General features: G+C 61.4%; 25 protein-coding genes. 15 read left to right on the top strand and 10 right to left on the bottom strand.

The window, feature by feature from the left end; translation table 11 throughout:
* Positions 1–72: 72 nt before the first annotated feature.
* Positions 73–1,002, top strand: a complete 930-nt coding sequence (locus EZV60_RS15645) for an ABC transporter ATP-binding protein (protein WP_135506550.1) — start codon at positions 73–75, stop codon at positions 1,000–1,002.
* A gap of 166 nt (positions 1,003–1,168) precedes the next feature.
* On the opposite strand, the gene EZV60_RS15640 is transcribed toward EZV60_RS15645, so the two are convergent.
* The 4 genes from EZV60_RS15640 to EZV60_RS15625 all read right to left on the bottom strand — a co-directional run bounded on the left by EZV60_RS15640 (position 1,169) and on the right by EZV60_RS15625 (position 4,581).
* Positions 1,169–1,645, bottom strand: coding sequence for a hypothetical protein (locus tag EZV60_RS15640; RefSeq protein ID WP_135506549.1), 477 nt, complete (start codon positions 1,643–1,645; stop codon positions 1,169–1,171).
* 59 nt (positions 1,646–1,704) lie between these two features.
* Complete coding sequence (locus EZV60_RS15635) at positions 1,705–2,514, bottom strand: ion transporter (protein ID WP_135506548.1); 810 nt, start codon at positions 2,512–2,514, stop codon at positions 1,705–1,707.
* Positions 2,515–2,614: 100 nt separating this feature from the next.
* Complete coding sequence (locus EZV60_RS15630; protein WP_135506547.1) at positions 2,615–2,995, bottom strand: HIT domain-containing protein; 381 nt, start codon at positions 2,993–2,995, stop codon at positions 2,615–2,617.
* Positions 2,996–3,003: 8 nt separating this feature from the next.
* A complete protein-coding gene (locus EZV60_RS15625) occupies positions 3,004–4,581 on the bottom strand; it encodes a DUF5928 domain-containing protein (protein WP_135506546.1) in 1,578 nt (525 codons plus the stop codon).
* 149 nt (positions 4,582–4,730) lie between these two features.
* Here EZV60_RS15625 and EZV60_RS15620 point away from each other — a divergent pair, with 149 nt between their 5' ends.
* On the top strand, positions 4,731–5,549 hold the full coding sequence (locus EZV60_RS15620; protein WP_135506545.1) for a sulfotransferase family protein: 819 nt from the start codon (positions 4,731–4,733) through the stop codon (positions 5,547–5,549).
* Between the two features lie 287 nt (positions 5,550–5,836).
* Here EZV60_RS15620 and EZV60_RS15615 read toward each other — a convergent pair whose 3' ends face one another.
* Positions 5,837–6,823, bottom strand: a complete 987-nt coding sequence (locus tag EZV60_RS15615) for an adenosine kinase (protein WP_135506544.1) — start codon at positions 6,821–6,823, stop codon at positions 5,837–5,839.
* Complete coding sequence (gene nth, locus EZV60_RS15610) at positions 6,820–7,464, bottom strand: endonuclease III (protein WP_135506543.1); 645 nt, start codon at positions 7,462–7,464, stop codon at positions 6,820–6,822. The genes EZV60_RS15615 and nth overlap by 4 nt, the downstream gene beginning before the upstream one ends.
* Before the next feature lie 131 nt (positions 7,465–7,595).
* On the opposite strand from nth, the gene EZV60_RS15605 reads away from it, so the two are divergent.
* The 8 genes from EZV60_RS15605 to EZV60_RS15570 all read left to right on the top strand — a co-directional run bounded on the left by EZV60_RS15605 (position 7,596) and on the right by EZV60_RS15570 (position 16,181).
* Positions 7,596–8,456 (top strand): bifunctional helix-turn-helix domain-containing protein/methylated-DNA--[protein]-cysteine S-methyltransferase, encoded by an 861-nt coding sequence (locus EZV60_RS15605; protein ID WP_135506542.1) that lies wholly within the window; start codon positions 7,596–7,598, stop codon positions 8,454–8,456.
* Positions 8,457–8,624: 168 nt separating this feature from the next.
* Positions 8,625–10,616 carry an AMP-binding protein gene (locus tag EZV60_RS15600; protein WP_135506541.1) on the top strand — a complete coding sequence of 664 codons (1,992 nt, stop codon included), beginning with the start codon at positions 8,625–8,627 and terminating at the stop codon, positions 10,614–10,616.
* Between the two features lie 81 nt (positions 10,617–10,697).
* The gene (locus EZV60_RS15595; protein ID WP_135506540.1) at positions 10,698–11,516 is read left to right on the top strand and encodes an ABC transporter ATP-binding protein; all 819 of its coding nucleotides are present in this window, start codon (positions 10,698–10,700) and stop codon (positions 11,514–11,516) included.
* Positions 11,517–11,545: 29 nt separating this feature from the next.
* The gene (locus EZV60_RS15590) at positions 11,546–12,535 is read left to right on the top strand and encodes a branched-chain amino acid ABC transporter permease (protein ID WP_135506539.1); all 990 of its coding nucleotides are present in this window, start codon (positions 11,546–11,548) and stop codon (positions 12,533–12,535) included.
* Positions 12,536–12,539: 4 nt separating this feature from the next.
* Complete coding sequence (locus tag EZV60_RS15585; RefSeq protein ID WP_135506538.1) at positions 12,540–12,794, top strand: hypothetical protein; 255 nt, start codon at positions 12,540–12,542, stop codon at positions 12,792–12,794.
* Between the two features lies 1 nt (position 12,795).
* Positions 12,796–13,872 carry a branched-chain amino acid ABC transporter permease gene (locus tag EZV60_RS15580; protein WP_135506537.1) on the top strand — a complete coding sequence of 359 codons (1,077 nt, stop codon included), beginning with the start codon at positions 12,796–12,798 and terminating at the stop codon, positions 13,870–13,872.
* A 76-nt stretch (positions 13,873–13,948) separates the two neighbouring features.
* Positions 13,949–15,229 (top strand): ABC transporter substrate-binding protein, encoded by a 1,281-nt coding sequence (locus tag EZV60_RS15575; RefSeq protein ID WP_135506536.1) that lies wholly within the window; start codon positions 13,949–13,951, stop codon positions 15,227–15,229.
* A 124-nt stretch (positions 15,230–15,353) separates the two neighbouring features.
* Entirely contained in the window at positions 15,354–16,181 is an 828-nt protein-coding gene (locus EZV60_RS15570; RefSeq protein WP_135506535.1) for an ABC transporter ATP-binding protein, read from the top strand.
* A gap of 4 nt (positions 16,182–16,185) precedes the next feature.
* Here EZV60_RS15570 and EZV60_RS15565 read toward each other — a convergent pair whose 3' ends face one another.
* A complete protein-coding gene (locus tag EZV60_RS15565; protein ID WP_135506534.1) occupies positions 16,186–17,037 on the bottom strand; it encodes a hypothetical protein in 852 nt (283 codons plus the stop codon).
* A gap of 131 nt (positions 17,038–17,168) precedes the next feature.
* Between EZV60_RS15565 and EZV60_RS15560 the strand changes: the two genes are divergently transcribed.
* Complete coding sequence (locus tag EZV60_RS15560; RefSeq protein ID WP_135506533.1) at positions 17,169–18,389, top strand: phenylacetate--CoA ligase family protein; 1,221 nt, start codon at positions 17,169–17,171, stop codon at positions 18,387–18,389.
* A gap of 45 nt (positions 18,390–18,434) precedes the next feature.
* Here the strand turns inward: EZV60_RS15560 and deoD are convergent, their stop codons facing one another.
* Together deoD and EZV60_RS15550 are read right to left on the bottom strand one after the other, a co-directional pair.
* Complete coding sequence (gene deoD, locus EZV60_RS15555) at positions 18,435–19,154, bottom strand: purine-nucleoside phosphorylase (protein ID WP_135506532.1); 720 nt, start codon at positions 19,152–19,154, stop codon at positions 18,435–18,437.
* Positions 19,151–19,594, bottom strand: coding sequence for a GNAT family N-acetyltransferase (locus tag EZV60_RS15550; RefSeq protein WP_135506531.1), 444 nt, complete (start codon positions 19,592–19,594; stop codon positions 19,151–19,153). The genes deoD and EZV60_RS15550 overlap by 4 nt, the downstream gene beginning before the upstream one ends.
* A gap of 183 nt (positions 19,595–19,777) precedes the next feature.
* Between EZV60_RS15550 and EZV60_RS15545 the strand changes: the two genes are divergently transcribed.
* Positions 19,778–20,215, top strand: coding sequence for a DUF4168 domain-containing protein (locus EZV60_RS15545; RefSeq protein ID WP_167853548.1), 438 nt, complete (start codon positions 19,778–19,780; stop codon positions 20,213–20,215).
* A gap of 23 nt (positions 20,216–20,238) precedes the next feature.
* Here the strand turns inward: EZV60_RS15545 and EZV60_RS15540 are convergent, their stop codons facing one another.
* A complete protein-coding gene (locus tag EZV60_RS15540; RefSeq protein ID WP_135506529.1) occupies positions 20,239–22,218 on the bottom strand; it encodes a protein meaA in 1,980 nt (659 codons plus the stop codon).
* A 341-nt stretch (positions 22,219–22,559) separates the two neighbouring features.
* On the opposite strand from EZV60_RS15540, the gene EZV60_RS15535 reads away from it, so the two are divergent.
* From EZV60_RS15535 to EZV60_RS15520, 3 genes are all read left to right on the top strand, one after another.
* The gene (locus tag EZV60_RS15535; RefSeq protein WP_135506528.1) at positions 22,560–23,930 is read left to right on the top strand and encodes a 1-acyl-sn-glycerol-3-phosphate acyltransferase; all 1,371 of its coding nucleotides are present in this window, start codon (positions 22,560–22,562) and stop codon (positions 23,928–23,930) included.
* 141 nt (positions 23,931–24,071) lie between these two features.
* The gene (gene ccrA / locus EZV60_RS15530; RefSeq protein ID WP_135506527.1) at positions 24,072–25,358 is read left to right on the top strand and encodes a crotonyl-CoA carboxylase/reductase; all 1,287 of its coding nucleotides are present in this window, start codon (positions 24,072–24,074) and stop codon (positions 25,356–25,358) included.
* 366 nt (positions 25,359–25,724) lie between these two features.
* Positions 25,725–26,450, top strand: coding sequence for a helix-turn-helix transcriptional regulator (locus EZV60_RS15520; RefSeq protein WP_135506525.1), 726 nt, complete (start codon positions 25,725–25,727; stop codon positions 26,448–26,450).
* Positions 26,451–26,461 lie beyond the last annotated feature (11 nt).

Below are 26,461 nucleotides of genomic sequence, written 5' to 3'. Positions count from 1 at the left end.
TGCGGCCGATCCTCTGCTGGCAAATCCATCGCTGGGACTATATCGGAGGAACAGTCAGGAGCAAGAGGGGCCATGAGCGAGAACGCCATCGAAATCCGCGGTCTGGAAAAGACCTATGCCGGGCGCAAGGGCGAGCCCGCGAAACCCGCATTGACCGGCATCGATCTCGACATTCCCGCAGGCTCGGTCTTCGGGCTGCTGGGGCCCAACGGCGCGGGCAAATCCACGCTGATCAACATTCTTGCCGGGCTTGTGGTCAAAAGCGCCGGACAGGTGACCATCTGGGGTTTCGATCAGGATGTGAACCCGCGCCAAAGCCGCGCGGCCATCGGCGTCATGCCGCAGGAGCTGAACCTCGATCCGTTTTTCGCGCCGCGCGCCGCGCTCGAGGTGCAGGCAGGGCTTTATGGCGTGCCGAAATCCAAACGCCGCAGCGACGAAATCCTGCGGCTGGTCGGGCTCGAGGACAAGGCCGACGCCTATGCCCGCACGCTGTCTGGAGGGATGCGCCGGCGGCTCCTTCTGGCCAAGGCGCTGGTGCATCATCCGCATGTTCTGGTGCTGGACGAACCGACCGCGGGCGTCGATATCGAACTGCGCCAAATGCTTTGGGAAAATGTCCGCCGCCTCAACGACGAGGGGATGACGATCATTCTCACCACGCACTACCTCGAAGAGGCCGAAGAAATGTGCGACGAGATCGCCATCATCAATCGGGGCAGTCTCGTGGCGCGCGACACCACGGCCAATCTGCTTGGACGACTGGACGGCAAGACCATGGTGATCGAGCCCAACGACACACCCAAGCGCCTGCCCGAAGCGGACGGTATCGAGGTTCAGACCCGGCCCGACGGCACGCTGGCCCTGACCTACAATTCTTCCCAAATGCCGGCGGAAACCGTGCTTGCGGCGGTACGCGACGCCGGCATCCACATCCGGGACGTGCGGACCGAACAGGCCGATTTGCAGGATGTATTTCTGGAGCTGACGCGCAGCCGGTAGGACGATCTGCCGTGCCCGTCCTCAAGCGACGGAGAGGTGAGGCGCAGCATGATCTCAAAGCGGTAATGCAGCGCCACCGTCAGGACCGACAATATGGCCACGCGCATGCCAAGCGGCGCATCCGCCGCCAGCAGGCTTTCGTTCACAACGATCACCAGGAAGGCCGTCAACGCATAGAGCCGAAGCAGATGCCGGCGAAATTCCACCGGAATATCCCACCGATCACCGACCGGAACGAACCGATCCATAACTGGCGATCCCCGTGATGACCCAGAAGCAGGCTGCACAGGTAGATGGTGCAGACAGCCGTGAGAAGCCGCTGCGTGACCACCGGATCGGCGAACCAGATCTGCACGGCAAACATTGCAAGAAAGACCACGACGGCGATCCTCATGGCCCTGCCCGCGCGCCCGAAAACCTGCCTTTGCCGGAACACCGACACCGGCATGCCGGCATAAAGATGCGCCACCTGCGCAAGCACCGCCGACCACACAAAGGCGCGCGCCGCCTCATTCTCCAGTCCGCGTAAGGTCGTCCAGCTTGCAACGAACAGCGCGGGCATTAGAAGCCGACCGGGAGAGATCGGCGGCAAAGAGCGCATCGACGCCCAAAGGTAGAGCGATAGCCGCAAGAACGGGTCCATTGCATCATTTTCGCGGTTCCCGGCGGCAAATCTGCGGCGCAGGCAAGGAAAAGACGGGCCTAGCGGTCTCTGCCGCCCTGCTGCTTCAGCGCCTTTTCGATCTCGGTCAGACGGCTCAATACCTCGTCGCGATACGTGCCGGTCAGCTCATCGGCCTCGGCGTGGTGCGCGTCCTGCATCGAGTTCACGATCAGACCCACGACAAGGTTCACCACGGCGAAGGTCGTGACGAGGATGAAGGGCACGAAGAACAGCCACGCATAGGTATAGACCTCCATCACCGGGCGCACGATGCCCATCGACCAGGATTCCAGCGTCATGATCTGGAAGAGCGAATAGGCCGACCGCCCGATCGTGCCGAACCACTCGGGAAAGCTCGCGCCGAAAAGCTTCGTCGCCATGACCGAGCCGATGTAGAAGATAATGCCCATCAGCACGAAGACAGAGCCCATGCCAGGCAGCGCGTTCATCAGGCCTTCGACCACCCGGCGCAGCGACGGCGTAACCGAAAGCACACGCAAAAGACGCAGGATGCGCAGCGCGCGCAGCACGGTCACGCCCTGCCCCGCCGGAATGAGGGAAATGCCCACGATCACGAAGTCGAAGACGTTCCAGCCGTTGCGGAAGAAGGCCGTGCCCCGCGCGAAAAGCTTGAGCACGATTTCGACGACAAAGATCGCGAGACAGATCTTGTCCAGCATCTCGATCAGGGGTCCGGCGGCCGCCATGGCGACATCCGATGTCTCAAGCCCCAGGATCACAGCATTGAACAGGATTACCGCGAGGATGAAATTGCGAAAGCTTGCCCGCTCGACGAACGTCAGGACGCGGGTGCGTAATTGGCTGGGGGCATCGGCGGACTGGGTCATGGCCTCGCATATGGGGCAAGCCGCCGGCCGGAGCAAGATGCACCCGTCCGAATACCGGTTCTGCCCGCGCAACGCTCCGCCGATCGCGGCGGCATTGCGCTCAACCCTTTTGCAGCATCCGGCCCAGGGGACGGCCACCCAGAATATGCAAATGATAATGCGGCACTTCCTGCACCGCGTCCTCGCCGGCATTGCCGATTACGCGAAACCCCTGCCCGCCTTCGCTCGGCGACACGCCTTCACTGGCGCAGATCCGTGCCGTGACGCGCATGAAATCGACGATCTCCGCCTCGCTCGCCTCTGCCGCGAAATGATCGTGGCAGACATAAGGGCCTTTGGGGATCACCAGAACATGCACCGGTGCCTGCGGCTCGATATCGCGAAAGGCCAGCGTATGCTCGGTCTCCGTTACGGTGTCGTTCGGGATCTCGCCGCGCAGGATCTTGGCAAAGATATTCTGGTCGTCATAGGCGTAGGGCATGGGCCACCTCAGTCGGCGTAAAGATGATCGGTCTGGGCAATCTCTATCGCTTTGTCGCGCCCGATATCAAGGAACTGGGCGATCTGCCCGGTAGACTCCTCGACACCTGAGGACTGCTTCAGGATCATGTGGTTCTCGAACTCGGCGTCGCGAATGCGGTCGGATTCGAAATTGATATCCCCCCGGATCGTCGGCAGCAGCCGCTCGAGCGTTTCCTTCGGCGTCTGATCGCCCGCAAGGCCCACGCGCTTGGCGTGCCCGACAAGATACTCGTCGGTGAATTCGCACTGAATTTCCAGAAGGCGGGTGACCGCACGGTCACCGCAGAAATCGTGCAACAGATCGATGCTTCCGGGATCCATGCAGATGATAAGCCGGTCGCTCTCGAAATAGTCGAACAGCATCCGCATCAGCGCCCGGCGATGGCGGGTGCGTTTCTCAAGGCTGGCCTGAATTCCGCCGAGATCCGGCAACTCCGTATTCTCCTCGTTGAAGAGATACTCGATGGCGGGCACGTTGGTGACCTGCCGGATGCGCTGGATCAGCCGCTTGGCGACGTGCCATTTCTTGCAAATCACGATCATCAGCTCGCGCTCTCGGCCCAGAGAGCTTTCGGTTTCCCAGAAGCGCAGCGCGAAACGTCGTCCGATCCGGCCGCGTCCGCTCAGGAACTTGAAAAGGCTCCGGCCCTCGTCCGAGATATTGAACCGCGCCGTGTTGTCCGCGTAAAGCGCCCCGAGCCGCGTCTTGAGTTCCGTTGCCTCCGGGCTGATCTTGCGCGCGAAAAGCGCGTCCTGGCTCAGCAGCAGGTCATAGTGGTCATTGTAGAAAGTGACCGGCATGCCGTAATCGGTGAACATCAGGAAGGTCAGCGTGCGCGTGCGGATCTCACTTTCGGGCACGAGATGGCGCACGAGCGTCTGAAAAAAGGTCTCATCCGGGATCCATGTGGTGCGGAAGAACCGCATGACATCGCGCCGTCGGCGGGTGAAATCGAGGATCCACTCGATGGTCCTGCGGCGCAGGCACCACCACTGGCTGCCGATCTGGATTTGCAGGTCGGCGGGAATCTGACGGGTCAGATGCAAACGCTTCTGGATTTGGAAAGAAGTGTAGAACAGCCACTTGCGTTGCCGCTCGTTGAAGAAATGGCGGTAGATCAGCCGCTCTTCCTTCATGCCGGTCTTGATCCAGTCACTAGCGAAGTAGTCGAAGCTTTCGATGTAGTCGACATCGTGCCGGTCGAGGAATTCATGCGCGAAACGGGCCGACTTGATCGCCGCGCAATCCCCAGAAAGCATGTAGAAATGCGTGGCGCGCGGAAACGCGTCGACCGCCGCCTCGATGGCATAAAGCGTCGCTTGCACCAACGACCACTCCCCCCACCCGCATTTGATCCTTTTGCGCGCGAAAGTCACGTTCGGGTTATCCGCCAGAGCCTCACGGATCTTGCGGTAGTGCTCGGGCTTGGCGCGCGCATCGAAATGGATCGACATGCAATCGCCCACGGCGGTCAGCATGCGCGCCTGCCCGATGATGGCATCGGGGTCTTTGTGGCACAAAAGGATGAAGGCGATTTTTGCCATTATGGAAAAGATTTATGTCCCATACTCGTTATTGTTTACAGTCTTAGTCGTGAATACACCTTGAATAAACAGGCTTTCTTTCGCTTTTTTAAAGCGGTAACAACAAAACAGCCCGACAGAAGCAAGGCAGCGGGCGTGGAGGCAGAAAGATGGGCTTTCCCGGAACGTGGATGACGGAAAGCGAAAGCGTGGTCTATCGCGTGGTGCCGAAATGCGCCTGCTCGACCATCGGGCAGATCATGTACTTTTCCGATCACGGCGAATTTTTCGACGGGGATATCCATGATGCTTCGGAAGGGCTGCACAAATGGGCCCGCGAAGCGAGCCAGCCGCTGATCAATGCCAATGTGAAAACCCATACGTCATTTGCGTTCACCTGCGTGCGCAATCCCTACACGCGCATCCTGTCGAGCTTCTTCGACAAGATCTGCGGCATTCAGCGCAACGGCAAACGCTACCGCGGCAAGCTGGTGCCGCTCTTGATCCAGAAATACGGGATCGAAGTGGGCGGCGAGGACGGCAAGCAGGAGTTCGACCAGATCAAAAGCTTCCGCCGTTTCCTGCTGTTCGCGCGCGACACGATCCGCTGGAAACGCCCCATGGAACCGGACATTCACTGGTCTTCGATGTCGGGCCACGTGTCGACTTTCATCGTGAACGGTGGCACCTATGACAAGATCTTCTGGACCGAGAGTTTCAACGACGGAATGAAGGACGTGCTCGACGCGATCCAGACACCGCATGCCGTGGATCTCGGCACCATCCCGCGGTTCAACGAAAGCGAAGGGCACGGCCCCAAACGCGCGCACCCTGTCGAAGCGTATTTCGACGACCTGTCGATGCATCTCGTCAAGGAAATCTACCACCGCGATTTCGAGCTTTTCAAATACGATTTCGACGACCCGTCCAACAAGATGCCGATCGGGGAGATCGACCTCGACGAGGTGCACGCCAAACTGGGCGAATGACGTAAACCCAGCAGAGCGCGCGTGCCGCGCGCGCCGGTCATCTCGCCGTCGCTGTCGCGCCGGCTCGGGTGGGCGCGCACGTGGCGGGCTCGGCCCCGCGACCAAGGCAGCGCATCTGCGGTCCACCTGCAATATTGAGTAGTTTCTCCGGGAAGAAGTGTAAGAATCGCGTCCGAACCGGGCCTCGGTTGGACCTTTGCCGATACAGGCCCAGAGCCGGATGCGGCTTCTACCTGGGGTAAATACTCACATCGCGAAGCCCGCCATGGGCGCAGGCAGCGGTCATTTCAGATCAGACCTTCGGCTTCGAAACGCGCTTTGACATCCGCCTCGGGCCGGGCGCCGTAATGACCGATCACCTCCGCGGCCGCGATGCAGCCCATGCGCCCCGCCACGTCAAGCGGTGCTCCGGTGGCCAGCCCGAAGAGAAAGCCCGCCGCGAACTGATCGCCCGCCCCGGTGGTGTCGAGCGGCGCAACCCGCGTCACCGGCACGGTGGTGATCTCGTCGTTCTCCACGATCACCACGCCCTCGCCCGAGCGGGTGCACACGATGAGGCCGCTTTCGGCCGCCGCCTGTTCCAGCGCCGCGCCAAGATCATCTGTCTCGTAGAGCGACATCCATTCGTGTTCGTTGCCGATCACGTAATCCAGCCCCTTGACCAGCCGCCGGAAATCCGCGCGATGGCGATCGACGCAGAACGGATCCGACAAGGTAATGCCCGCCTTGCCGCCACCGGCCCGGCAAGCCTGTGCGGCTGCCTCGAACGCCGCCTTTCCCTTGTCCTTGTCGAAAAGATATCCTTCGAGGAACAAAATCTCCGCCTGACCCGCAACCGCGTCGTCCACGTCCTCGGGGCCGAGTTCGGTGGATATGCCGAGATATGTGTTCATGGACCGCTCGCCATCGGGCGACACGAAGATCATCGAGCGGGAGGTAGGCAGATCGCCCGCCGCGGCGGGCGAGTTGATCACGGCACAACCGGCCTGCTCCATATCGCGAATATAGTCGCGGCCCGGACCGTCGTCATGGACGCGCCCGATAAACGCCGCCGAAAGCCCGAGCGCGCCCAGACCGGCAAGGCTGTTGGCGACAGAGCCGCCCGCCTTGTGCACACGGCTCTCCATGTTCTCGTAAAGGTATTCGGCGCGGTCCTGCTCGACGAGCTGCATCACCCCTTTTTCAATCCCCATCCGCGACAGAAAGGCGTCGTCGCACCGGCTGATCACGTCGACGACGGCATTGCCGATGCCGACAACCTGGTATTTAGTCATTGGGTCTTGTCCTCGTATTGGCAGAGATCGCGGATAATGCAGGTGGGGCAGGCCGGCTTGCGCGCCTTGCAGTGATAGCGTCCGTGCAGGATGAGCCAGTGATGCGCATGAAGCTGAAAATCCGCCGGCACATGATCCTCGATCGCGCGTTCGACCGCGTCCACATCCTTGCCCGGCGCGATGCCGGTGCGGTTGCCGACACGGAAAATATGCGTGTCCACGGCCTGTGCGGGATGGCGCCACCACATGTTCAGCACCACGTTGGCGGTCTTTCGGCCCACGCCGGGCAGCGACTGCAGCGCGGCGCGGCTATTGGGCACCTCGCCGCCATACTCCTCGACCAGGAGGCGGCTCAGCTTGATCACGTTCTTGGCCTTGTTGCGGTAAAGGCCAATGCTCTTGATATGCGCGATTAGCCCCTCTTCGCCGAGCGCCAGCATCTTTTCCGGCGTGTCGGCAATCTCGAAGAGCTCTTTCGTCGCGCGGTTCACGCCCGCATCCGTGGCCTGCGCCGACAGCGCGACGGCAACCACTAGTGTGAAGGCGTTGACGTGGTGCAATTCGCCCTCCGGCGTGGCAGAAGCCTCGCGGAAGCGGCTGAAAATCTCGCGGATCGTATGGTAATCGAGCTGTCGCGCCATGGCCGCCCTTTTGCCGCAGGACCTCAGGCGGGGCAAGGCCGAAGCGCCTGTGTGCGGATGCGCAACATTCGGGTCGCGGGCGCGGCGCGGCTGGCCTAGATTTCCTTTTGTCCACGAAAGGGAGGCCATCCATGGGCGAGGCCAGCGAACAGAGCTACCATTTTCACGTGATGCGCCGCGCGATCGACGTGCTGGACGAGGCCGGACCGGGCGCGACCCTGTCGGACCTGGCCGCGCAGATGAGTATGAGCCCCGCCCATTTCCAGCGGCTCTTCACCCAGTGGGTCGGCGTCAGCCCCAAACGCTATCAGCAGTACCTCGCCCTGGGCCAGGCCAAGAACCTTTTGGCCGACCGGTTCACCACGCTCGACACGGCGCAGGAACTGGGCCTGTCCGGCACCGGCCGCCTGCACGATCTCTTCCTGCGATGGGAGGCGATGAGCCCCGGCGCCTTCGCGCGGCGCGGGGCGGGGCTGACGATCTACTGGGGCTGGTTCGACAGCCCCTTTGGCCCGGCGCTCGTGATGGGCACAGACAAAGGGATCTGCGCCATCGGCTTCGCCAGCGAGGCGGGCGAGGCGGCGACCATGCAGGACCTGTCCGGGCGCTGGCCCGAGGCGACGCTTGTCGAGGATCCCGCGCGCCTGCGACCGTGGGTAATGGCAGCCTTCGGGGCGGACGCGTCGGCCGATACCCCGGTGCCGCTTTACCTGATCGGCGCGCCATTCCAGATCAAGGTCTGGGAGGCCCTCTTGCAGATCCCGTCGGGTCAGGTGACCTCCTATTCCGAGATCGCCGGCGCGATCGGAAGCCCGCGCGCGGTGCGCGCCGTGGGCACGGCGGTTGGGCGCAACCCGATCAGTTTTCTAATTCCCTGCCACCGGGCCCTGCGCAAATCGGGGGGCTTGGGCGGATACCACTGGGGCCTGCCCGTCAAGCGGGCGATCCTCGCCTGGGAAGTCGCCCGGTCCGAGGCACAGCACGGGCTTTGACCGACACACCGCTGTCACCGCGCGGCCCGGCCCGTCAGTCCCCGGGCTTCGCGGGGTGCGACATCTAAAAATGGCAAGGAAACCGTTGACCTCCCCGGTCCGCCTCGTCCTACTAAGGGGCACAAGATTCGCCTGCAGGGAACGGGCGGGCTGTTCGCGGCGCGAACAATGGGAGGAAACACATTGGCACAATCGTCGAGCGCGGCGGATGGGCTTTCGTCCATTCCTGCGCTGTTGCAGCGAAATGTCGAGCGGATGGGGGCGCGGCCCGCATATCGCGAAAAGGAATTCGGCATTTGGCAAAGCTGGAGCTGGGCCGAAACCGCCGCGGAAATAGAGGCGCTCGCGCTCGGATTGCTGAATCTCGGTGTCGACGAAGGCGATTTCATCGCCATCGCAGGACGCAACCGGCCCTATTTCTACTGGGCCATGGTGGCCACGCAGTGCGTGGGCGCAATCCCCGTTCCGGTCTATCAGGACAGCGCCGCCGAAGAGATGGCCTATGTGCTCGACCATTGCGGCGCGCGCTTCGCCATCGTCGAAGACCAGGAGCAGGTGGACAAGATCATCGAGGTGCAGGATCAGCTGCATCAGCTTGAGCACATGATCTACATCGATCCGCGCGGTCTGCGGAAATACGACCACCACAAGCTGCATCAATACAGCCACGTGCAGGAACAGGGCCGCGCCGCGCGCGAGGAATTCGCCGAGGATCTCGCGGCGCGCCGCGCCAAGCTCGATTACAACTCGACCTGCGTGATGCTTTACACCTCGGGCACCACAGGCAAGCCCAAGGGCGTGGTGCTGTCCAATCGCAACATCATCGAGGCATCCAAATCCTCGGCCGAATTCGACCATCTGACCAAGAACGAAGAGGTGCTGGCCTACCTGCCGATGGCGTGGGTCGGCGACTTCATCTTTTCGATTGGGCAGGCCTACTGGTGCGGCTTCTGCGTGAACTGCCCGGAAAGTGCGGACACAATGCAGACCGACCTGCGCGAGATCGGGCCCACCTATTACTTCGCCCCGCCGCGCGTGTTCGAAACGCAGCTCACGAACGTGATGATCCGGATGGAGGATGCCGGGCGTTTCAAGAAGTGGCTCTTCGATCACTTCATGGCCCATGCGCGCAAGGTCGGCCCGGCCATTCTGGATGGCAAGAACGTGGGCTTAGGCGCACGGCTCAAATACGCCTTGGGTAACCTCTTGGTCTACGGTCCGCTGAAGGATACGCTCGGTCTGGCCCGCGTGCGGGTGGGCTATACCGCAGGCGAGGCGATCGGGCCGGAAATCTTCGATTTTTATCGGTCTCTCGGGATCAACCTGAAACAGCTTTACGGACAAACCGAGGCGTCGGTCTTCATCACGCTGCAGCCCGATGGCGAGGTGCACAGCGACACCGTGGGCGTGGCCGCGCCCGGGGTCGAGTTGCGGATCGCGGACACCGGAGAGGTTTTCTATCGCAGCGCGGGCGTTTTCGAAGAATACTACAAGAACGCCGAAAGCACCGCCTCGACCAAGGATGCCGAAGGCTGGGTCGCCACGGGCGACGCCGGGTTCATCGACGAGGCCACGGGGCATCTGCGCATCATCGACCGCGCCAAGGACGTGGGCCAAATGGCCGACGGTCAGATGTTCGCGCCCAAATATGTCGAGAACAAACTGAAATTCTACCCCAACATTCTCGAGGCCGTTGTGTTCGGCAATGGGCGCAAGCAATGCGCGGCCTTCATCAATATCGATCTGAGTGCCGTGGGCAACTGGGCGGAGCGCAACAACATCGGCTATGCGTCCTATCAGGAATTGGCCGGACACCCGAAGGTGCTGGAAACCATCAAGTCCCACGTGGAAGAGGTGAATCGCAGCCTCGCCGAAGATCCCATGCTGGCCCATTGCCAGGTCCATCGGTTCCTTGTGCTGCACAAGGAGCTGGATGCCGATGACGGCGAGATGACACGCACCCGCAAGGTGCGACGCGGTGTGATCTCCGAGAAATTCGAGGACCTTTTGGGCGCGCTCTACGACGGGTCGGACGAAATTTATACCACAACCGAAGTGACATATGAGGACGGGCGCAAGGGCAGCATTTCCGCGACGCTCAAGATCATCGACGCCGAGGTCGTGCCGGTGGACGCGCCACAGCAGGAGGCGGCGGAATGAGGACGTTCACGCGCCGCTCCTTGCCCGCAGACGGGCAAGATCGCCCCGCCCTCCGTCCCGAATGGCTTGAGGAGATCCGGCATGCTTGACGCAACCGAAGGCTACACCACGGAAGATGGCCGCAAGATCGGCGGCGTGGTGATGGAGATGAAGAATATCACTCTGCGCTTTGGCGGGGTGACGGCCATCGAAGATATCTCTTTTGACGTGCACGAAGGCGAGATCCGCGCGATCATCGGCCCCAACGGCGCCGGCAAATCCTCGATGCTCAACGTCATCAGCGGGTTCTACAATCCGCAGGAGGGCGAGGTTTGGTACAAGGGCGCGAAACGCCCGCCGATGAAGCCCTACCAGGTGGCCCGCCAAGGGATCGCGCGCACCTTCCAAAACATCGCGCTCTTCGAGGGCATGACCGTGCTCGACAACGTGATGACGGGGCGCATTCGACAGATGAAGGCGGGGCTTCTCTCGCAGGCGCTCTGGAAAGGCAAGGCCGAGCGCGAAGAGGTCGAGAACCGGGCCTTTGTGGAGAAGATCATCGACTTCCTCGAAATCCAGCACATCCGCAAAACCCCCGTGGGCCGCCTGCCCTACGGTTTGAAGAAACGGGTGGAACTGGCGCGTGCGCTGGCCGCCGAGCCGTCGATCCTGCTTCTGGACGAGCCAATGGCGGGCATGAATGTCGAGGAAAAAGAGGACATGAGCCGCTTCGTCCTCGACGTGAACGACGAATTCGGCACCACCATCGTGCTGATCGAGCATGACATGGGCGTGGTCATGGACCTTTCCGACCGCGTGGTCGTGATGGATTATGGCAAAAAGATCGGCGACGGCACGCCCGACGAGGTGCGCGGCAACCAGGCGGTGATCGACGCCTACCTGGGGGTGGCGCATGACTAAGGCCGGCGACGCGACAAGGGGGGTTCGGCATGCCTGAGCAGTTTATCTGGGGGATCGAGGTCTTTCTGAACGGGCTGATGGCCGGGGTGCTTTACGCGCTCGTGGCGCTTGGCTTCGTCCTGATCTACAAAGCCAGCGGCATCTTCAACTACGCACAGGGCGTGATGGCGCTGTTCGCCGCGCTCACGCTGGTGGGCATCATGGAGGGCCAGGTGCCCTTCTCTCACCTGATCAACGCGACTTTCGGCACGGAGATCCACCATTTCGGCTGGCACGTGCCGGCCTTCGCCGCGATCCTTCTGACAATGGTGGTGATGATCGCGCTTGCCTGGGTGGTGAACACGCTGATTTTCAAACATCTCGTGAACCAGGAGCCGATCATCCTCTTCATGGCCACGATCGGCCTTGCCTATTTCCTCGAAGGCTTCGGGGACATGATGTGGGGCTCGGACATCAAGACGCTGAACGTGGGCCTGCCGCAGGGCATCAACCCGGTGATCGACGAGGTGACCTATAACATCTTCGATTACGGCTTCTTTATCGACAATCTCGACATCGTGGCCACGGTCATTGCCGCGGCTCTCGTGTTCACGCTGATCGTCTTTGCACAATACACCAAGCAGGGCCGCGCGATGCGGGCCGTGGCCGACGACCACCAGGCGGCGCTGTCGGTGGGGATCTCGCTCAACTTCATCTGGGTGATGGTCTGGTCGCTTGCGGGCTTCGTGGCGCTGGTCGCGGGCATCATGTGGGGCACCAAGTCGGGCGTACAGTTCTCGCTCTCTCTCATTGCGCTCAAGGCGCTTCCCGTGCTCATGCTTGGTGGCTTCACCTCGATCCCCGGCGCCATTGTTGGCGGGCTTCTCATCGGCGTGGGCGAAAAGCTGTTCGAATTCGCGATCGGCGCGCCCTATCTGGGCGGTGCAACCGAGATCTGGTTCGCCTATGTTCTGGCGCTCATTTTCCTCGTCTTCCGGCCGCAGGGCCTTTTCGGCGAAAAGATCATCGAGAGGGTCTGAGGCCATGCAGAAACTGATCGCCATCGCCAACGTGGTCGCCTGGGCCGGATTCTGGGCCTTCGGCTACCTCGCCTTCAGCGCCGAGGCCGGCAATACCGGCCAGATGGTCATTGCGGCCCTTCTGGCCGCTCTGGGCGGCGGCGTCGGGATGTTGTGTTACCTCTGGCTGGTGCGCCATGCCGAGGAAACCGGCTATGCCCGCCCGGCCAACCGCGTGGCGAAATCCGAAGACGACGACATTCACGGGGAGGTCATCTAGCATGTTTTACCGCGAGGCCGGCGATTTCAAAACGTCCTATGTGGACGACAGCCAGACCTTCCCGATCAAGTTCGATCGGTATCGCTATTACGTGGTGCTGCTCATCGCCTTCGCCATCGTTCCCTTCGTCATCAACGATTACTGGGTGAACGCGGTCTTCCTGCCCTTTCTGATCTACTCGATCGCGGCCATCGGCCTGAACATCCTTGTAGGCTATTGCGGACAAGTCAGCCTGGGCACGGGCGGGTTCATGGCGGTGGGGGCCTACGCGGTCTACAAGCTCATGACCGGCTTTCCCGAGGTCTCGATCTTCTTTCACGTGATCGCGGCGGGGGGGATCACGGCCATCGTCTGCGTACTCTTCGGCTTGCCAAGCTTGCGGATCAAGGGGTTTTACCTTGCCGTGGCGACGCTGGCGGCGCAGTTCTTCCTGGTCTGGCTCTTCAACCGCGTGCCGTGGTTCTACAACTATTCCGCCTCGGGCCAGATCAGCGCACCGGAGCGCGAAATCTTTGGCGTGGCCGTGACGGGCGCCGAGACACTGCCATGGGCGGCCTATCTCTTTTGTCTGGTGTTCTGCGCGGCAAGTGCGATCCTGGCGCGCAACCTGACGCGGGGCATGGCGGGACGCAAATGGATGGCCATTCGCGACATGGATATCGCCGCCGAAATCATCGGCGTGGACCCGCTGCGCGCCAAGCTGTCGGCCTTTGCGATCTCGGGCTTTTTCGTGGGTCTTTCCGGCGCGCTTTTCTTTGCGGTCTATCTGGGCGCCGTTGAGGTCGGCGAGGCCTTCGGCATCAACAAGTCCTTTCTCGTGCTCTTCATGGTGATCATCGGCGGGCTCGGCTCGATCTTCGGCAGCTTTGCGGGGGCGGCGTTCCTCGTGCTCTTGCCGGTGCTGCTGAAAAACGTGCTCGTGGGCACGCTCGGATGGCCCACCGACCTGGCCGCACATCTGGAATTTATGATCGTGGGTGGGCTAATCGTGGTCTTCCTCATCGCCGAACCGCATGGACTTGCCCAGCTCTGGCGCGTGGCAAAAGAGAAATTGAGACTGTGGCCCTTCCCGCACTAGGGCGGGGCCGGAGGTGTGGCGCGCTGAAGCACGCCCTACATAACATCGGACAAAAACCAAGGGAGGATACATGCCGATGAGACGCAAGATTTTGGGGGCTGCCGTTGCGGCCCTGATGGCGACGGGTCCCGCGCTGGCGGACCTGACCATCGTCGACACGAGCTATCGCACCGGGCCTTACGCCGCGAACGGGATCCCGTTCTCGGACGGTTATCAGGATTACTTCACACTCCTCAATGAACGCGACGGCGGCATCGGCGGCGAGATGATCAACCTCATCGAGTGCGAGACCGGCTATAACACCGAAAAAGGCGTCGAATGCTACGAAGCGACCAAGGGCGAAGGCGCGCTTGTCTACCAACCGCTCTCGACCGGCATCACCTATCAGCTGATCCCGAAAGCCACCGCCGACGGCATTCCGCTTCACACGATGGGGTATGGGCGGACCTCGGCCAAGGCCGGTGAGGTCTTCAAGTGGGTCTTCAACTACCCGGCCAACTACTGGGACGGCGCTTCGCTGGCGGTCAAGCACATCCTCGACCAGAACGGCGGCGATATCTCCGGCAAGACGGTCGCGCTTGTCTATCACAACTCCGCCTATGGCAAGGAACCCATCCGTACGCTGGAAAGCCTTGCAGAGAAGCACGGCTATAACCTGACCCTTCTGCCCGTCGACCATCCCGGCCAGGAGCAGAAGTCGCAGTGGCTGCAGATCCGCCGCGAAAGCCCCGATTACGTGCTGATGTGGGGCTGGGGTGTGATGAACCAGGTCGCCATCCAGGAAGCGGTGAATATCCGCTACCCGATGGAAAATTTCATCGGGATCTGGTGGTCCGGCTCTGAAAATGACGTGAAGGCCGCCGGCGAAAGGGCCAATGGCTACAAGGCCCTGACCTTCCACAACCTCGGCTCGGATTACCCGGTCTATGACGACATCCAGACCCATGTCGTGGACGCCGGCAAGGCCGCGGGCGCGGGCGACCAGATCGGCACCGTCCTCTATAACCGCGGAATGTACGCTGCGATGCTGGCCGCAGAGGCGATCAAGACCGCGCAAGAGATGCACGGCACCGCCGCGATCAACGCAGCCCAAATGCGCGACGGCATGGAAAACCTCGAGATGACCGAGGCGAAGATGGCCGCGCTCGGCCTGCCGAACTTCGGGCCGGAATTCACCGTCAGCTGTGAAAACCACGGCGGCAACGGCTTTGGCGCCGTATCGCAGTGGAACGCCGAGGCCGGTGAGTTCGAATTGATCACCGACTACTACCAGTCAGATCAGGAAATCCTGGCCCCGCTGGTGGAAGAGGACTCGCAGGCCTTCGCGGCAGAGAACGGCATCACGCCGGGCTGCTGAAGGCGGCACAAACACACCCGGTCGCGGCCTCGGTCGCGGCCGGGATTACCAGGCATCTGATGAACGAAAAAATCGCCGCCGGTCGCAGAAAAGCGCCCCGGTCGCGACGCGGGAGAGTTGGATCATGGCCGAGGCCGCTGTTGAGACAGAAGAGAACCTGCTGGAAGTCAACAATATCGAGGTGATCTACAATCACGTGATCCTCGTGTTGAAAGGCGTCAGCCTCAGCGTGCCTAAGGGCGGGATCACCGCGCTTCTAGGCGGAAACGGCGCGGGAAAGACCACGACGCTCAAGGCGATCTCGAACCTTCTGCGCTCCGAACGCGGCGAGGTGACCAAGGGCAACATCCGCTATCGCGGCGAACGTGTGCAGGATCTCGTCCCGTCCGATCTGGTGAAAAAGGGCGTCATTCAGGTAATGGAAGGCCGCCATTGCTTCGAGCATCTGACGGTTGAAGAAAACCTGTTAACCGGCGCCTATACGCGCGGGTCGACCAAGGCCGAGATCGAAAAGGATCTGGACCTTGTTTACGAATATTTCCCGCGGCTGAAGGAACGCCGCAAAAGCCAGGCGGGCTATACCTCGGGCGGCGAACAGCAGATGTGCGCCATCGGGCGCGCGCTCATGTCCAGGCCCGAGACGATCCTTCTGGACGAGCCTTCGATGGGGCTGGCCCCGCAGCTGGTCGAACAGATCTTCGGCATCGTCAAATCCCTGAACGAGGAAGAGGGCTATACCTTCCTTCTGGCCGAGCAGAACACCAACGTGGCGCTGCGCTTTGCGCATTACGGCTACATCCTTGAGAATGGCCGCGTGGTGATGGACGGCCCCGCCAAGGAATTGCGCGAAAACCCGGACGTAAAAGAATTCTATCTCGGCATGTCCGATGAGGGCCGCAAAAGCTTTCGCGAGGTGCGCAGCTATCGCCGCCGCAAAAGGTGGCTGAGCTGAGGGGTCAGGAGTGGCTCAGACTTGCCCGCATGTCTTCGATCAGGTCGAGCGCCTCGTCGCGCGTGTTCCGGATATTGGGGCGGAAGCTCTGGCTTTCGGCGCGCAGGCGGATGTCTTCCTCGGTCTCGAACCCGGCCGCGAAGCGCACCGTACCAAGCGACGCGGCTTCGTTAAGCCGCTTGCCGCGCATCGCGTATTGAATCCACGCCGCGGGCAGAATCTCGCAACCGTTGAGATCGACAAGAAAGAACCATCTACGGTCCGTTGCCTTGATGCGTTCCTCGATGTGGTCGTAAAAATCATTCACGTCGCGGCTGTGGTGAAAGGTAAGGTGCGAAAAATCGACATGCATGATCACACGGTCTGTGTCGAACCGGATTCGGCGCACCATGTCGGGCATGGTGAGATTCGGATCATGCTTAATCTTGGCCCGGCGCGTGCTCGGCATCTCGCTCAGACGGGCGATCGCATCGTCGCGATTGGTGAAAAGATTGGGATCGAACGCCTCGGTGTTAGCAGCACGAAGAATCTGGGCGGCGGTTTCGGGCGAGGCGTCAAACCGCACCGAGCCCATCGAATGCGCCTTGTTGAGCGCGCGGCCCCGCCGGGAATAGGCGGTCCATGCGGCAGGATCGATCCGCGTCCTGTTGAGATTGACCAGAAAGAACCAAAGCGGTTCGCCCGTTTCGGCAATGCGCGCCTCAAGCCTGTCATAGACCTGATTGACGATCTGGCTGGTTTCGAAATGAAGATCGGAGAAATCCGCTTCCATAGTCTGCAAGTCGGGGTGAAACAGGATGCGGGCGTCAAGCGTTTTGGTATCGTGATCCAGCACCCCGGCGTGATCATGGGGCATCGGGCTGTCCTTTCGTGTCGTAACGGATCATCGGTTCGGCATACGGATGCACACCTTTTTAGCTTGACCTTACGTCATTCCGCAACTTGGAACGCCCTCGCCTCCCCCCGAAACGGCGAAAGGATGCCGATATGACCCAGTTTTTCGACGATCTCGAAACCCGGTCGCCAGAGGCGCGCGCGACCGAGCAATCCGGCGCCCTGCGAGACCAGATCGCACGGGCAAAGGGCTTGCCCGGCTATGCCGATACACTTGCCGAGGTCGATATAAATGCCATTGTATCTGTCGAGGACCTCGCGACTCTGCCCGTGTTGCGCAAGGATACTCTGGGCGCGGCGCAAAAGGCGGCCGCCCCGTTCGGCGGCTACACCGGGAAACCGGCCGCCGCTTTCGCGCATGTGTTTCAAAGCCCCGGCCCAATCTACGAACCCGGTGGAACGAGCCATGACTGGTGGCGCATCGGGCGCTTCTTGCATGCCTGCCGCGTCGGGCCCGGCGATATCGTGCAGAACTGTTTCGGCTATCACCTGACCCCCGCCGGCATGATCTTCGAGAACGGCGCGCGCGCGGTCGGGGCCGCGGTGCTGCCCGCCGGTACCGGCCAGACCGAGCTGCAGGCGCTGGCGGCACATAACATCGGGGTGACAGCCTATGCCGGAACGCCGGATTACCTGAAGGTCATTCTCGACAAGGCCGAAGAGATGGGCCTGCCGCTGAAAATCACCAAGGCCGCAGTCAGCGGCGGCGCCCTCTTTCCTTCCTTGCGGCAGGATTACGCGGCGCGCGGCATCACCTGTCTGCAATGCTATGCCACGGCCGATCTTGGAAACATCGCCTATGAAAGTCCCGCCCAGGACGGCATGACCGTCGACGAGGGCGTGATCGTCGAGATCGTCACCCCCGGCACCGGCAATCCCGTCGCCCCGGGCGAGGTGGGCGAGGTCGTGGTGACGACGCTTAACCCCGATTATCCGCTTATCCGCTTCGCGACCGGAGACCTCAGCGCCGTCCTTCCGGGCCAAAGCCCGTGCGGCCGGACCAACCTGCGGATCAAGGGCTGGATGGGCCGCGCCGATCAAACGACCAAGATCAAGGGCATGTTTGTGCGCCCCGAACAGGTCGCCGCGCTGGTCGCGCGGCACGACGCCATCCTGCGCGCGCGCGTCGTCGCAAGCCGCGACGGCGAGATGGACGCTATGACCGTCAAGATCGAGGCCGAAGGGATCGACGCCGCCGCCTTGGAAGACGCGGTACAGGAGACACTCAAGCTCCGGGGCCGGATCGAGGTCGTGGCGCCGGGCAGCCTGCCCAATGACGGGCTGGTGATCGAGGATCTGCGCAGCTACGACTGACCGCGCACCTCCCGGCCTTAACCCGGGTCTTCCTAACCGAACTAATCAAATATCCGGCGTTTCGGGAAACGCCGCGGACAGCGCGATCTGCACCATGTCCCCAAAGCTGCGCTCGCGTGCGCCGCTGTCAAGCGCCGCACCGGTCTGCAGGTGGTCAGAGACGGTCAGGACCGCAAGCGCCTGCACCCCGTGGCGGGCCGCCAGCGTATAAAGCTCGGCCGCTTCCATCTCCACGGCAAGCGTCCCATGCCGGATCAACTGCTCGGTCAGGTCAGGGCGCTCGTCGTAAAACGTGTCCGAGGAATAGATGCCGCCCACGTGATGCCGCGTACCCCGCGTCTCTGCCGCCCGGGCCGCGGCCCGCAGCAGGCCCCAGTCGGCACAGGGCGCAAAAGACAGCTCGCGCAGGATCGTGGCCGACGGCGTACTCACGGCACTCGCGGTCTGGGCGAGAACGACATCGCGCAGACCGACATGGGGCTGCATCGCCCCGCAGGATCCTATGCGCAGGATCCGCTTGACCCCATAATCCCGGATCAGTTCGTTCACGTAAATTGACAGCGACGCCATGCCCATGCCGCTGCCCTGCACAGTAACCGGGTGCCCCGCCCACGTGCCTGTGAAACCCAGCATGCCCCGCACGGCGTTCACCTGTCGGACATCGTCGAGAAAGGTCTCGGCCGCCCATTTCGCCCGCAGCGGATCGCCCGGCAGCAGGACCGTGGGCGCGATGTCGCCCTCTGCGGCGCCGATATGCAGGCTCATGACCGCTGGTACTTGATGAACGGGGTGACCTGGCCGATCCGGTCGTAGAGCTGCCGCGCGGTCTGGTTGAACTCCTGCGTCATCCAGTAGACCGAAGGCCGCCCATCAGCATCCGCGGCGGCATAGACCGCCTCGATCAGCGCGCGGCCAACGCCGGTGCCCCGCGCCTCGGGCGCAGCATAGAGATCCTGCAGATAGCAGACCTGCTCCTCGCGCCAATTATGCGCGTGGTAGATGTAATGCACCAATCCGACAGGCACCTCGTCCCGGATCGCCAAAAGACCGTGCTGATCCTCATGCACCGGCGAACAGATCCGCGCGAAAGTCGTGTCGTAGATCCGGTCAGGCAGCGTCGTCTCGTAGAAATCCAGATACGCGCGCCACAGCTCGGCCCAGCGGGGCTTGTCAGAGGCCATGATGGGGCGAATGCGAAGCGTCATGTCGAAACATCCTCGATTGAGCGACTGCGCGTAATCTGCGCCGAACACCTCCCGAGGGCCAGCATTTTTCCGCTGACCGATTTGTAAACCCCCGCCGGGCGGGCCATGTGCAGCAAGACCAACCGGGGACACCGCGCCCCAGATTCAGATCGAACCTGACTCAGATCGAAAAGGATGATGCAGATGACCTTCAAACCGATGCTCACCGCCGCACTGATATCCACCACGGCCATCGCCACGCCGCTTGTCGCTCAAGAGGCGACAGAAACCCCGGCGCCGAAAACCCTGTCCGAGATCCAGCCGACCCCGGGTCTTACCGCGGACCAGGTGACGGACACGCAGGTTTCGGCCTTTGTGGATGCGCTTATCGCCATCGAGCGTGTGCGCGTGACCTACATGCCCAAGATCGAGGCAACGACCGACGGCGAGGCGCGCAGTGCGCTGATCGACCAGGCCAACGCAGCCGTGGTCGAAGCCGTGGACAGCGTCGAGAACATGTCGATTTCGGATTACATCGCAATCGACAAGGCCGCGCAGGCCGATGGCGACCTCAACGATCGCATCATGGCGCAGATCGCCGAGCTGCGCGACGACAGCGAGAACGAGACGACCACGCAATAAGCGGGAATGGTTGCGGCGGGGAATTACTCCGCCGCGACCGCCTTGGGATCGGCAAGCGTTACGATATCCATCATGATCGTGTTCAATTCGAAATCCTTCGGCGTATAGACCCGCGCCACACCCATTTCCAAAAGACGTCGGGCATCGTCGTCGGGAATGATCCCGCCCACGATCAGCGGCACGTCGCCAAGACCAGCCGCGCGCATCCGCTCCAACAGCTCTTCGACGAGAGGCATGTGCGATCCGGACAGGATCGATAGGCCGATGACGTGCGCCTGATCCTCCAGCGCGGCGTTCACAATCTCTTCCGGCGTCAGGCGAATGCCCTCATAGGAAATATCCATCCCACAATCGCGGGCCCGGAATGCGATTTGTTCCGCGCCGTTGGAGTGACCGTCCAGCCCCGGCTTGCCCATCAGGAACTTCAGGCGACGGCCCAGCCTGTCGCTCACCGCGGCCACCGCGTTACGGATATCGTCAAGACCCTCGGTCTTGTTCGACGGGCTGGCCGACACGCCGGTCGGTCCGCGATATTGGCCGTGGATCTCGCGCATCTGTTCGGCCCATTCGCCCGTCGTAACCCCAGCCTTGGCGGCCTTGATTGATGCGGGCATGATGTTTTTACCCGCCCGGGCCGCCGCGCGCAGATCGGCAAGCGCCTCTTTGACCGCCCCGGCGTCCCGCTCCTGCCGCCATGCGTTGAGACGCGCCACTTGCTCCGCCTCGACAGCCGGGTCGACCACCATGATCCCACCATCCTCGGTCTGCAGCGGCGAAGGTTCGGTCGTCGTCCATTTGTTAACGCCGACAACCACGGTTTCGCCCGCCTCGATCCGGCCCAGCCGGTCGGCGTTGCTGTCCACAAGCCGCGCCTTCATATACTCGATCGCTCCAATGGCCCCTCCCATGCCGTCCAGCGTTTCCAATTCGTGGCGCGCGCCTTCCTTGAGTTCCTCGACCTTGGCGTCCACCGCGGGATTGCCATCGAATAGGTCGTCGAATTCCAGAAGGTCGGTCTCGTAGGCCAGAATCTGTTGCATCCGCATCGACCATTGCTGGTCCCATGGGCGCGGAAGGCCAAGCGCCTCGTTCCACGCGGGCAGTTGTACGGCACGCGCGCGGGCCTTCTTGGATAGCGTCACCGCCAGCATTTCGATCAGTATACGGTAGACATTGTTTTCCGGCTGCTGCTCAGTCAGACCGAGACTGTTCACCTGAACGCCATATCGGAACCGGCGGAATTTCGGATCCTCGACGCCGTAGCGTTCCGCCAAAATCTCGTCCCAAAGATCCACAAAGGCGCGCATCTTGCACATCTCGGTGACGAACCGGATGCCGGCATTCACGAAAAAGCTGATCCGCCCGCAAAGAGCCGGGAAATCCTCCGCCGGAACGCGCGGGCGCAGTTCGTCCAGCACCGCGCAAGCAGTGGCCAGGGCAAAGGCCAGTTCCTGTTGCGGCGTGGCGCCGGCCTCTTGCAAGTGGTAGGAACACACGTTCATAGGGTTCCACTTCGGAATATGGGTGTAGCAGTATTCGGCCACATCCCCGATCATCTTCAGCGACGGTTTCGGCGGGCAGATATATGTGCCGCGGCTGAGATATTCCTTGATGAGATCATTCTGCACCGTGCCTTGCAGCTTCGACACATCTGCACCCTGTTCCTCGGCAACGGCCACGTAAAGCGCCAGAATCCACGGCGCGGTGGCGTTGATCGTCATCGAGGTGTTCATCTGTTCCAGCGGAATCTCGTCGAAGAGTGTCCGCATGTCGCCCAGGTGGCAGACCGGCACGCCAACCTTGCCCACCTCGCCCCGGCTGAGCACGTGGTCGCTATCATAGCCCGTTTGCGTCGGCAGATCGAAGGCCACGGACAAGCCCGTTTGGCCCTTGGCGAGGTTGCCACGATAAAGCGCATTCGACGCTTTCGCCGTCGAGTGCCCCGCATAGGTCCGGATAAGCCAGGGACGGTCCTTGGTCTGCTCTTTCTGCGTCTGCGACATGGGGCGACCTCGTGAATCAGATTGCGCAATTTTCTTTCTTCCGGGCGAACCTATTCGGAATAATATGGCGCTGTCAATTCGCTGCATTGCGGCATGACAGGGTGGGCAACGACAATCCTGAAAACACCGCTCCAAAGCTGCGGCGACGGCGCGCATTCAGAATGTACATTTTGCACAAGTCCCGTCTAAGGTTTGGTGCATGTTGTACAATTCTCAGAAACGGGACCGGCAAGACGCGCGTCCTGGCGAGCCGCGTCAGGGGTCGCGCCCATCGGACAAATCGCGCCGTCGCGCATGTCGGGTGGCCGCGTCCTGCAGGAGACGGATGACCGGGGACGGTGATGGGTAAAGAGATCACCCTGCCGCTTTGGCTTTTCGGTCTGATCGTCGTCTTCGCGGCCGTGACTTTTGCCTCGCATTTCCTGTTTCCCTCCGTGCGCTGGTTCTTCCGCAAACGCATGGAACGCGTGGTGGCGCGACTGAATACCCGGCTCGAACGACCGATCGAACCGTTCAAACTGGCCCGGCGCTTCGACATGATCCAACGGCTCATCTACGACCCCGAGGTAAGCCGCGCCATCGCGGAATATGCCCGGAAAAACAAGGTGCCCGAGAATGTCGCCTTCGAACAGGCGCGTCGATACGCCCGTGAAATCGTTCCAAGTTTTTCGGCAACGGCCTATTTCACCATCGCGATCCGCTTCGCCAAATACCTGAGCCTCGCACTCTACCGCGTGCGGCTAAGCCGGTTTCATGATGAACGGATCGCCGATATCGACCCCAAGGCGACCGTGATCTTCGTGATGAACCATCGCTCGAACATGGATTACGTGCTTGTCACATGGCTCGCCGCCGAAAGTTCTGCGCTCAGCTATGCCGTTGGAGAATGGGCCCGGGTCTGGCCACTTTCCCGCCTAATCAAGGCCATGGGCGCGTACTTCATCCGCCGCCGGTCGCGCAACGCGCTTTATAGGCGGGTTCTGTCGCGTTATGTCGGACTCGCCACCGATGGCGGCGTGACACAGGCGCTCTATCCGGAAGGCGGGCTCAGCCTTGATGGCAAGCTTGCCCCACCCAAGCTGGGTCTTTTGAAATACATCGTGGAAGAACGCACCCCCGGCGAACGGGACGTCGTATTCGTTCCGGTTGCGGTAAATTATGACCGGGTATTCGAAGACCGCATCCTCGTCGCTGCGGGACAGTCCGGCGAGCGGCGATTCCGCGCGCGGATCAGTGTTGTCGGACTTTTCGTTCTGAAACAGATCTGGCGCTGGATCACGCGCCGCTATCACCGGCATGGCTATGCGGCGGCAAGTTTCGGACCGCCGATCTCTCTGGCGGATTTCGAAGAGAAGCATCCCGGTGCAAGTATCGAAGACCTGGCAGACCTGCTGATGCAGCGTATCGGTGACGAAGTACCGATACTGCCGGTCCCACTTCTGGCGCGGGCGCTGCTGCAAGCTGACGCGCCGATACCCCGGGCCGAGCTGGAATCGCGGCTTAAGCTGATGGAGAAGGAGTTGGCGCGTGGCCACCTCAGATTGCCTAGTGACGATGCTACCGACATGATGGAGACAGGTTTGCGAATCCTTGAACGACGCGATCTTGTCCGCGAAACGGCCTACGGCATCGAGGCAGTTCCTGAGGAACGACCCATTCTTGCCTATTACGCCAATTCCATAGGGCAGCTTTTCTGCGACAGCAGCATATAACCGGGCGCCTTTCTGCATCCGCGAGGTTATAAAATTTCAAAAATCTACCCACAGGCATTGCATTGTTGCGTGACGGTCTGTATTCCGGTCCCGATCAGCCGCGATTCTGCATCGCGGCAAACCTTGTGACAGGAGGCCCAGATGGCTCTGGATAACGAAACCGGCATCGCGCCCTATGACGCGCCCGAGAAAGACCTCTACGAGATGGGCGAACTGCCCCCGCTGGGATACGTGCCCAAGCAGATGTATGCTTGGGCCATCCGGCGCGAACGCCACGGTGAGCCTGACAAGTCCTTTCAGGTCGAGGTGGTCGACACGCCCACGCTCGACAGCAACGAGGTGCTGGTTCTCGTGATGGCTGCCGGAGTGAACTATAACGGGATCTGGGCCGGTCTCGGTCAGCCGATCAGCCCCTTCGACGGCCATGGCGAGCCCTATCACATCGCAGGGTCCGACGCCTCCGGCGTGGTCTGGGCCGTGGGCGACAAGGTGAGAACGTGGAAAGTGGGCGACGAGGTGGTCATCCACTGCAACCAGGATGACGGGGACGACGAGTTCTGCAATGGCGGCGATCCGATGTATTCGCCGACCCAGCGGATCTGGGGCTACGAGACGCCGGACGGTTCTTTTGCGCAGTTCACCCGTGTGCAGGCGCAACAACTCATGGCGCGGCCCAAGCATCTCACCTGGGAAGAAAGCGCGTGCTACACGCTGACGCTGGCCACGGCTTACCGGATGCTCTTCGGCCACCAGCCGCATGAGCTTCGCCCCGGGCAGAACGTGTTGGTCTGGGGCGCGTCTGGCGGTCTGGGATCCTTCGCGATCCAGCTGGCGAATGCGGCGGGCGCCAATGCGATCGGCGTGATCTCGGAAGAAGACAAGCGCGATTTCGTGATGAACCTCGGTGCGAAGGGCGTGATCAACCGCAAGGAGTTCAATTGCTGGGGCCAATTGCCCAAAGTGGGATCGTCCGAGTACAAGGAGTGGTTCGCCGAGGCACGCAAGTTCGGCAAGGCGATCTGGGACATCACCGGCAAGGGCAACAATGTCGACATGGTGTTTGAGCATCCCGGCGAGGCGACCTTCCCGGTCTCGACGCTGGTGTGCAAGAAGGGCGGCATGGTCGTGATCTGTGCAGGTACCACCGGTTTCAACTGTACCTTTGACGTGCGCTACATGTGGATGCATCAAAAGCGTCTGCAGGGCAGCCATTTCGCGCATCTGGCGCAAGCGTCGGCGGCGAACAAGCTGGTAATCGAGCGCCGGATCGACCCGTGCATGTCCGAGGTTTTCCCGTGGGAGGAAATCCCCGAGGCCCATATGAAGATGCTGCGCAACGAACACAAACCGGGCAATATGGCAGTGCTTGTGCAAGCGCCCCGCACCGGTCTGCGCACGGTTGAGGACGTACTTGCCGCGAAAGCGTAAAGAACACCAAACCTGAACCCGCCCATGAAGCCCGCGAATGACGAAAGTGGTTCGCGGGTTTTCTTTCGTCATCCTGTCCTGCTCCAAGCGCTTTCAAAGGTTTGCAATCAATCACCCTCACTAGATCTGGGGAGGGAAAATGCGCGAGTTCGGCGGAAAACTTAATCGTGTTATGGTTGTATTAACCTTTCATTAACCTTCTATGGACGAGGCTGATCATGCAAAACGAATGGATACTCGACGTTCTGACAGACCTGAGGTCCTTCGCGCATCAGAACGGCCTTGAAGTCTTGGCCGAGCATCTCGACGATACGCGATTGGTCGCCGCGGCGGAACTGACTCTAAAGGATGAAAGGGCTGCGGCTCATGAATGCCCATCCGCGGTCGCGACTGGACAATCTTCTAGAGGAACTCGAACTCGCGCCTGACATTGCCGCCGTGCAGATCGCCAGCGAGCGGCTGCGCGATCATTTCCGTGTCGACCATCTTGTCTACCACTGGGTGAGCGCCGCAGGCGACCAGTACGGATGCGGGACATATGATCAGGCCTGGGTCGAACGGTATCTTGAAATGGAATACCTGCGGGTCGATCCCGTCATCCGGGGCTGTTACCAGCGCTTTCATCCGGTGGACTGGAAGACGCTCGACTGGTCGGGAAAAGCAGCCCAGGCATTTCTCAAGGAGGCCTTGGCGCACGGGCTCGGAAACCAGGGTTATTCGGTGCCCTTGCGTGGCCCAAACGGGCAGTTCGCCCTCTTCACCGTCAATCACCGATGTGACGACGCCAGCTGGCAAAGCTTTACCGAAGCACATCGCCGTGAACTCATACTCTGCGCGCATTACTTCAACACGAAAGCCCTGGATTTCGAGCCGGATCGCGCGCCAGCGCCGGCGCGGCAACTATCTCCACGTGAGGTCGATGCGTTGACGCTTCTTGCTCTGGGCTACGGTCGTGCTCAGGTTGCGGACACGCTTTCGATCTCCGAACACACATTGCGGGTCTATATTGAAAGCGCCCGCTTCAAACTTGGCGCAATCAACACCGTGCATGCCGTGGCACGCGCCATCAGTCAGGGTTTGATCGTTGTGTGATGCAACGCACG

This window comes from Roseovarius aestuariivivens, assembly GCF_004761875.1.
GTDB lineage: Bacteria > Pseudomonadota > Alphaproteobacteria > Rhodobacterales > Rhodobacteraceae > Roseovarius > Roseovarius aestuariivivens.
Note: the sequence above shows the minus strand (reverse complement) of the source record. Positions and strands in the feature narration are given on the sequence as shown.